Origin of the sequence: Rhodococcus kronopolitis, from assembly GCF_042654025.1 — a bacterium.
Classification (GTDB): domain Bacteria; phylum Actinomycetota; class Actinomycetes; order Mycobacteriales; family Mycobacteriaceae; genus Rhodococcus_G; species Rhodococcus_G kronopolitis.
Map to the genome: position 1 here is coordinate 1 of NZ_JBHSFO010000019.1, position 550 is coordinate 550.

At 55.3% G+C, this 550-nt stretch carries 1 rRNA gene; it reads right to left on the minus strand.

Features of this window, described 5'->3' with window-relative positions:
• A 23S ribosomal RNA gene (locus ACFO6S_RS21235) occupies positions 1-550 on the minus strand; the annotation flags it as partial.

Sequence of the window (550 nt, forward strand, 5' to 3'; positions counted from 1 at the left end):
TTTCACCTTTCCCTCACGGTACTAGTCCGCTATCGGTCACCAGGGAGTATTTAGGCTTATCGGGTGGTCCCGACAGATTCACACCAGATTTCACGGGCCCGGTGCTACTTGGGTGTCCACTACGACAGTCACCGTGTTTTCGTCTACGGGATTCTCACCCTCTACGACAGGCCGTTCCAGACCACTTCGACTAACACGATGATTTCTTACTGTCGGCCCATCCGGCAGGATGGACAAAATGGATCCCACAACCCCACGAATGCAACGCCTGCCGGCTATCACACACCCATGGTTTAGCCTCTTCCGCTTTCGCTCGCCACTACTCACGGAATCACGGTTGTTTTCTCTTCCTGTGGGTACTGAGATGTTTCACTTCCCCACGTTCCCTCCACACGCCCTATATATTCAGGCGCGGGTAACACGACATCACTCGTGCTGGGTTTCCCCATTCGGAGACCCTCGGATCACAGCTCGTTTGACAGCTCCCCGAGGCTTATCGCAGCCTACTACGTCCTTCATCGGCTCCTGGTGCCAAGGCATCCACCGTACG